The 7654-nt window shown below is 63.3% G+C and carries 8 protein-coding genes; 7 read left to right on the top strand and 1 reads right to left on the bottom strand.

Going from position 1 to position 7654, the window contains the following annotated elements:
* Positions 1-152 precede the first annotated feature (152 nt).
* On the top strand, positions 153-1742 hold the full coding sequence (locus VM94_RS08700) for an aspartate:alanine exchanger family transporter (protein ID WP_046683063.1): 1590 nt from the start codon (positions 153-155) through the stop codon (positions 1740-1742).
* Positions 1743-1754: 12 nt separating this feature from the next.
* On the opposite strand, the gene VM94_RS08695 is transcribed toward VM94_RS08700, so the two are convergent.
* On the bottom strand, positions 1755-2963 hold the full coding sequence (locus VM94_RS08695) for an MFS transporter (RefSeq protein WP_046683062.1): 1209 nt from the start codon (positions 2961-2963) through the stop codon (positions 1755-1757).
* A 158-nt stretch (positions 2964-3121) separates the two neighbouring features.
* On the opposite strand from VM94_RS08695, the gene VM94_RS08690 reads away from it, so the two are divergent.
* From VM94_RS08690 to VM94_RS08665, 6 genes are all read left to right on the top strand, one after another.
* Complete coding sequence (locus VM94_RS08690) at positions 3122-3709, top strand: TetR/AcrR family transcriptional regulator (RefSeq protein ID WP_046683061.1); 588 nt, start codon at positions 3122-3124, stop codon at positions 3707-3709.
* A gap of 112 nt (positions 3710-3821) precedes the next feature.
* The gene (locus VM94_RS08685; RefSeq protein WP_046683060.1) at positions 3822-4172 is read left to right on the top strand and encodes a VOC family protein; all 351 of its coding nucleotides are present in this window, start codon (positions 3822-3824) and stop codon (positions 4170-4172) included.
* A gap of 179 nt (positions 4173-4351) precedes the next feature.
* Positions 4352-5542 (top strand): acyl-CoA dehydrogenase family protein, encoded by a 1191-nt coding sequence (locus VM94_RS08680; RefSeq protein ID WP_046683059.1) that lies wholly within the window; start codon positions 4352-4354, stop codon positions 5540-5542.
* Between the two features lie 16 nt (positions 5543-5558).
* Positions 5559-6704, top strand: a complete 1146-nt coding sequence (locus VM94_RS08675; RefSeq protein ID WP_046683058.1) for an acyl-CoA dehydrogenase family protein — start codon at positions 5559-5561, stop codon at positions 6702-6704.
* Positions 6701-7189, top strand: coding sequence for a MaoC family dehydratase (locus VM94_RS08670; protein WP_046683057.1), 489 nt, complete (start codon positions 6701-6703; stop codon positions 7187-7189). Before VM94_RS08675 ends, VM94_RS08670 begins: the two co-directional genes overlap by 4 nt.
* Positions 7182-7637, top strand: coding sequence for a MaoC family dehydratase (locus VM94_RS08665; protein ID WP_046683056.1), 456 nt, complete (start codon positions 7182-7184; stop codon positions 7635-7637). Before VM94_RS08670 ends, VM94_RS08665 begins: the two co-directional genes overlap by 8 nt.
* Positions 7638-7654: the final 17 nt, after the last annotated feature.

Below are 7654 nucleotides of genomic sequence, written 5' to 3'. Positions count from 1 at the left end.
TCGGGCGTTTAGATAGCAATAAATACTGTCAACCTATTTTAGGACTGGACACCGTTTTGTGGCGCAAAGCTGCGCACGCTTGCTTGTCGTCATCGCCATCGTGTTGCTTTTGTGCATGTTAAACTGGGCCTTCCCCAGAATAAGGCTGCCCCATGCTTGAACTCTTCCGCCATACCCTGGAATCGTCGCCCATCCTCGCCCTGTTCCTCGTTATCGGCGCCGGTTATGCGCTGGGGCGCATCAGCGTGTTCGGCTTTTCGCTGGGCGTGGGCGGCGTGCTGTTCGCGGGGCTGGCGCTGGGCGCCTTTGCTCCCGCTTCCGTGCCGGCGCCGATGGTCGGCTCCATCGGCTTGCTGCTGTTCCTGTATGGCATCGGCGTGCAGTACGGCGTACAGTTTTTCGCCGGCTTGCGCGGCGCGGGACAGAAACACAATCTGATCGCCTTTGTCGCCGTCATGGGCGGCCTGGCCGTGTCCATCTGGGGCGGGCAATGGATCGATATCTCGCTGCGCATGGCCAGCGGCGTGTTTGCCGGCGCCATGACCAGCACGGCCGCCTTGCAGGCGGCGCTGGAAGCGTCGCACGGCAATGGCGACGCGGCAGTCGGCTATGCCGTCGCGTATCCGTTCGGCGTCGTCGGCCCCATGCTGGGCCTGTACCTGGCCGGGCGCATACTAAAACCCGTGCTGACGCCGCCGCCGGCGCCCATCGTCGTCTCCGAAATCACCATCGACGCAGCCAAATTGGCAGGCGCGGCCCTGTCCGAACTGGCCGACGGCCCCCTGGCTGGCGTGCAAGTGATCGGCGTGCGCCAGGGCCACCAGAACCGTTTGCCCGACCCAAGCCTCGTGCTTGGCGTGGGCGATGCGCTGATGGTGTCGGGCACGGTGGCGGGCGTGGAAGCGGCGCGCACGGCGCTGGGCCATCTGGACCCGGGCCGCCTGATGAAGGACCGCAGCGATTTTGATGGCACGGAAGTGTTTGTGTCGGACGCGGAAATCGTCGGCGTGCCCTTGGGCGAGCTGAACCTGGCCAAGGATTTCCCCCTGCAGATCGCGTTCGTCCGCCGCGGCGACGCCATGATTTTGCCCCATCCGTTCCTGACCCTGGAATTCGGCGACAGGGTGATGGCCATCGCGCCGGCCAAACATGCGGCCGACGTGCGCAAGCTCTTCGGCAATTCCATCACGGCCACGGCCGAGTTCAGCTATGTGTCGCTGGGCATGGGCATGGTCTTGGGCGTGCTGCTGGGCCTCTTGCCTATTCCCTTGCCGTGGATAGGCTCGTTCAGCCTGGGCCTGGCCGGCGGGCCGCTGGTGATGGCGCTGATTTTGGGCCGCCTGGGCCGAGTCGGCAAGATCAGCTGGCGCCTGCCGCTGTCGGCCAACCTGGTCATGCGCAACTATGGCTTGACGATTTTCCTCGCCTCCGTGGGCATGGCGTCCGGCTTGCCCTTCGTGCAGCAAGTGGGCGCCGACGGCTTGCCCATGCTGGCGCTCGGCGCCGTGACGGTGCTGGTGGTGGTGGCCCTTGTCGTCATCCTGGGCAAGGTCTTCCTGCGCCTGCCGTTTCCTGAATTGCTCGGTATCGCGGCCGGCGCCACGGGCAACCCGGCCGTGCTGGTGTTCGCCAACCGCCTGGCCAAGTCGGACCGGCCGAACCTCGGCTACGCCATGATTTTCCCCAGCATGACCATCGTCAAGATCGTGGCCGTGCAAGTGCTGCTGCACTTGTATGGCTGATGACGGCTGGAGTCAATTTCTTGCAGCGCCAGGCTGCTTGTCTGCTCCAGCAACGCTGATGCCAGACGCCAGCAGCAAGGCGGCAGCGGCAAATCCTGCGGCAAGCCACAGGTTGGCCGAGAGGCCCAGCCTGTCGACGGCTTGGCCACCGGTCCACGCCCCGAGCGCAATGCCGATATTGAAGACACCCACATACAGCGCGGCGACGATTTCCACGGCGCCGGGCGCCGCCTTCATCATCAAGGTCATCAGGCCGACCGATACGCCGCCGTAGGCCAGTCCCCAGGCCAGCAGCACCGTGCCGCCGCCGATGCCGGACTCGCCGACAGCGAGGAACAGCAGCGGCGTGAGCAGCAGGCCGCCCGAGATGGCGATGATGGTAGTCGCCGTGCGCCGCGCCGCGGCGACACCGGCCAGGAAGTTTCCAATGATGCCCGCGAAGCCATAGGCAAACAGCAGTGCGCCCAGCCATTGCGTATCGAAGCCCGACACGGACAGCAGTAGCGGGCGCACGAAGGTAAAGGCCATGAAATGGCTGGTCACCAGCAGCAGGGTCAGAAGCAGTCCCGCTTGCAACCGCCTGTTGCGCAGTTGGTTGCCGAATTGGCGCAAGGTCGCGGAAGCGGCAGCGGGCAGTGCAGGAATGACGGCCAGATGCAGCGCCAGTACCAGGCCGCTGAACAGCGCCATGACGCCGAAGGCCCAGCGCCATCCTGCGAGGTCGCCGATGTGTGCGCCTAGCGGCACGCCCAGCACGGAAGCGGCCGCCACGCCACCGAAGATGACCGACGTTGCCAAACCAACCGAGCGGGCAGGAACCAGCCGGGAAGCGAGGCCGCCGGCGATGGCCCAGATGCCGCCCATGCAAAAACCGACGAGTACCCGCGCCGCCAGCATCCACGCCATGTTCTGCGCCAGGGCCGAGGCAATGTTCGCGATCACCAAGAGCGTCAGCAAACCGCAGAGTATCTTGCGCCTGTCCAGGCTTCCCGATGCAAGCACGACCAGCGGCGCGAATAAGGCGGCCAGCAATGCTGGCAGCGAGATCATCAGGCCGGCCGTTCCCGTGGAGGTGCCGAGGGTGTCGGCAATCGGCGTCAACAGGCCGACCGGGAGCATTTCCGTCGTCACGACGGAAAAGGTGGCCATGCCGACAGCGGTGACCGCCAGCCACGGGTGGCGGACGGAAGTTTCTGCGGCAGCGCAGGAAGATGTACTCATGGTGCATATCCTTCATGTGATCAGGCGATAAACGGGCCGTGCCCCGCTTGCAACGGAAACACGCCGCGGCGATAATACATACATCGCGTATGAATAAAGTATATATTCATACGCACTGTATGTAAACAATCATACGCTACGTATGCAAGGAGAAAACAATGGTTCGCCGCACCCGTGTGGAAATGGAAGAAACCCGTGCCTCGTTGCTGGCCACCGCGCGCAAAGTGTTCAGCGAGCGCGGGTATGCCGACACGTCCATGGACGACCTCACCGCGCAGGCAGGGCTGACGCGGGGGGCGCTGTATCATCACTTCGGCGACAAGAAGGGCTTGCTGCTGGCGGTGGTGGAGCAGATCGACGCGGAAATGGATGGCCGCCTGCAAGCCATCTCCGACAGCACCGCAGACCTGTGGGAAGGCTTTCGCCATCGCTGCCGTGCCTATCTGGAGATGGCCCTGGAACCGGACATTCAGCGCATCGTGTTGCGCGATGCCAGGGCGGTCCTGGGCGGCGCTTCACCGGACTCGCAGCGCCATTGCCTCGAGTCGATGCAAGGGCTTATCCAGCAGCTGATTCATCAAGGCATCGTGGCCGACGCTTGCCCGCAGGCATTGGCTTCGCTGATCTACGGCAGCCTGGCGGAAGCGGCGTTCTGGATCGCCGACGGCGACGAAGGCAAGGCGCGCCTGGTAAAAGGAACTGCTGCATTGGAATTGCTGCTGCGGGGCTTGTTGCTTCAAAGGTAATTGCGGAAGATGGCAGTTTCGTCAGAAGCGGCCATGCCTGGAGAAGTGGATGACGATATTGAGCAGGTTTGGAAAATAGAGCTCTAAGCTTATATTGACAAGGAGAAAAACTATGCAAGTCAAGCGCATCGTTGCAAATTTCCCGGCGTCGGATCCGGGCCTGGCGCGGAAGTTTTACGAGGAAGTGCTGGGCCTGAGCCTGTTGATGGACCACGGCTGGATCATGACGTATGGTTCGCAGACCGAGATGAACGTTCAAGTGAGTTTCGCGACGGAAGGCGGCTCGAACACTGCCGTGCCCGACCTTTCCATTGAAGTCGATGACGTGGATACCGCTTTTGAACGCATGTCCGGAGCAGGGTTTCCCATTGAATATGGCCTCACCGATGAACCTTGGGGTGTCCGGCGGTTTTTCGTGCGCGACCCGTTCGGCAAGCTCATCAATATTCTGTCGCACACATAGGCGAAGTGGCTACGCCAGCCAGCCGATTGCACCGACTTCCCTTGCGCGCCAGCCATCGTAAAACCCCTGGCGTCACGTTCAATCTGTTGTACAATCCTTGAGAACGGTCGTGCTTTTTTGTGCGCTGAGCTTCCTTGCGTGCAGTCATCACGGCAACCGATAAGAACAAGGAGACAGACATGGACCTGCATTACACGGCCGAGGAGATGGCCTTCCGCGACACGGTGCGCGCCTTCCTCGACACCCATTTGCCGGCGGATTTGCAGCGCAAGGTGCGCCAGCATCTGCGCCTGAACCGCGATGATTACGTGCGCTGGCACAAGATTGTCGCGCAGCAGGGCTGGGCCGCGCCGGCCTGGCCCGTCGAATATGGCGGCACGGGCTGGACGGCCGTGCAGCGCCATATCTGGGAAGACGAGTGCGCGCGCGCCGCCACGCCGCCGATTCTGCCATTCGGCGTCAACATGGTGGCGCCCGTCATCATGGCTTTCGCCAACGCCGAGCAAAAAGCATACTACTTGCCGCGCATTTTGAACTGCGACGACTGGTGGTGCCAGGGTTATTCCGAACCGGGCGCCGGTTCCGACCTCGCTTCCCTGAAAACGACGGCCCAGCGCGACGGCGACCATTACATCGTGAATGGCCAGAAAACCTGGACGACCCTGGGCCAGCACGCGGACATGATCTTTTGCCTGGTGCGCACGGACAGCACGGTGCGCAAGCAGGAAGGCATCAGTTTCTTGCTGATCGACATGAAAACGCCGGGCATCACCGTGCGCCCCATCATCATGCTCGATGAAGAACACGAAGTGAACGAAGTCTTCTTCGACAATGTGCGCGTGCCCGTCAGCAATCTGGTGGGCCAGGAAAACAAGGGCTGGACCTACGCCAAGTATCTGCTGGGCCACGAACGCACGGGCATCGCTGCCGTCGGCCGCTCCAAGCGCGAGCTGACGTTCCTCAAACAACTGGCCATGCAGCAAAGCAAGCGCGGCGCGCCGCTGCTGCACGATCCCGCCTTTGCCGCCAAGGTCGCTACTCTGGAAATCGAATTGATGGCGCTGGAAATGACGGTCTTGCGCGTCATCAGCGAAGAGGGCAAGGGGCCGGGACCGCAGGCGTCGATGCTGAAGGTGCGCGGCTCGGAATTGCAGCAGCAACTGACGGAACTGATGGTCGAAGCCATCGGCCCGCAAGCCTTGCCGTTCGACCCGGATTTTCTTGACGGCAGCGCGCAACACAGTGCTGGCGGCGACGACCTGGCCGCGCCGCTGGCCGCGTACTACTTCAATTACCGCAAGACATCGATCTATGGCGGCTCGAATGAAATCCAGAAAAACATCATCACGCAGATGATCCTGGGCCTGTAAGCCAGAAGGAGACGACATGGACTTCCAATTTAATCAGGAACAGCAGCAATTCGCCGATGCGCTCAGGCGCTGGGTCGACAAGGATTACCCGTTTGAAACGCGCAAGCAGATCGTCCACTCGGCCACGGGTACGTCTGACGCGGCCTGGGCCACCCTGGCCGAACTGGGCATGACGGCCTTGCCGTTGCCGGCCGGCGCGGGCGGCTTCGACGGCACGGCCGTCGACATGCTGCTGGTGATGCAGGAACTGGGCCGCGGCCTGGTGGTCGAGCCCTATTTCGCCACCGTGCTGGGCGCGCGCTTCCTGAGCCTGGCGGGCGGTCACGACAGCGTGCTGGAACAAGTCGCCAGCGGCAGCCTGAAACTCGCTTGCGCGCTGGGAGAACGCCAGTCGCGCCACGATATGCACGATATCGCCACGACCGCCAAGGCCAGCGGCGACGGCTTCGTGCTCGATGGCGAGAAAACCGTCGTCATCCACGGCGCCCAGGCGGGCGCCTTGATCGTCTCGGCGCGCAGCAGCGGCGGCCAGATGGATACGGATGGCATCTCGCTGTTCCTCGTGCCCGCCGACGCGCCCGGTGTCAGCGTGCGCGACTACCGCACCATCGACGGCCAGCGCGCCGCCACCGTCACCCTCGTGCAAGTGGTGCTGGGCCACGACGCTCTTATCGGCCAGGCGGGGCAGGGCTGGCCCGTGCTGGACGCGGCGCTCGACTATGGCGCCGCGCTGCTGTGCGCGGAAGCCGTGGGCGCCATGGACGCCATCTTTGCCGCCACCCTCGAGTACTTGAAGACGCGCCAGCAGTTCGGCGCGCCGATCGGCAAGTTCCAGGCCTTGCAGCACCGCATGGCCGACATGTTCATCCACCTGGAGCAGGCGCGCTCGATGGCCATGCTGGCCGCCGCCAAGGTTGACAGCGAAGATGCGGCCGAGCGACGCCGCACGGTTTCCGCCGCCAAGGCGCGGGTGGGACTGGCCGCCACCTTTGTCGGCCAGCAAGCCGTGCAATTGCATGGCGGCATGGGCGTCACGGATGAATTGCCCGCCGCCCACCATTTCAAGCGCCTTTCCATGATCGCCCTGACCCTGGGCGACGTGGAGCATCACATCGAGCGTTTTATCGCCCAGCCGGGCTTCTTGCCGACGGAGACCGCATGACCGCATCGCCTGCCATCACCCCGAAACACTGGTATTTCGAAGACTTTACGCAAGGCCTGGAAATCGACCTGGGCCAGCGCCATGTGACGGAGAAGGAAATCATCGCCTTCGCCACGGATTTCGATCCACAGCCATTCCATGTCGACCATGAGGCCGCCGAAAAGACCATCTTCAAGGGCGTCATTGCCAGCGGCTGGCATACGTGCGGCATGATGATGCGCCTGGTGGTGGACAATCTGCTCAAGCATTCGTCCAGCATGGGCTCGCCCGGCCTGGACAGCATCCGCTGGCTCAAGCCCGTGCGCGCGGGCGACACCTTGCAATTGACCTACCAGGTCAAGGAAGTGCGTCCGTCCACGTCGAAGCCGGACCGCGGCATTGTCATTTCCGTGTGGAGCGTGCGCAACCAGCATGGCGAGGTGGTCACCACCGTCGAAGGCATGGGCATGTTCGGCCGCCGTCCTGCAGGAGAGCAGCATGCGTGATATCGCCGGCATCGCCGGTTTCCAGGCCCTGGCGGGACAGCACGTGGCCGTCTCCGACTGGCTCACCATCACCCAGCAGCGCATCGATACGTTTGCCGACGCCACGGACGACCATCAGTGGATCCACGTCGACGCGGAGCGCTGTGCGCGCGAGTCGCCGTACGGCTGCACCGTGGCGCACGGCTTTTTGACGTTATCGCTGCTGCCGGCCATGTTGCAGGGCGCCTTGCACATGGCCGGCATCCGCATGGCGATCAACTATGGCTTGAATAAAGTGCGCTTCCCCGCCCCCGTGCCCGTGGGCAGCCGTTTGCGCGCGCGGCTCGACATCCTGTCCGTCGACGACTTGCCGGAAGGGGCGCAAGTGAACTGGGCCGTCACCATGGAGAGGGAAGGCGACACCAAACCCGTGTGCGTGGCGGAGTTCCTGATGCGCTGCTATCCCTGAACGATAAGCCAAGCTCG

The organism is Janthinobacterium sp. KBS0711 (assembly GCF_000988085.1).
In the GTDB taxonomy this organism is placed as follows: domain Bacteria; phylum Pseudomonadota; class Gammaproteobacteria; order Burkholderiales; family Burkholderiaceae_D; genus Janthinobacterium; species Janthinobacterium lividum_E.
This window is presented reverse-complemented; position numbering and strand designations above follow the sequence as displayed.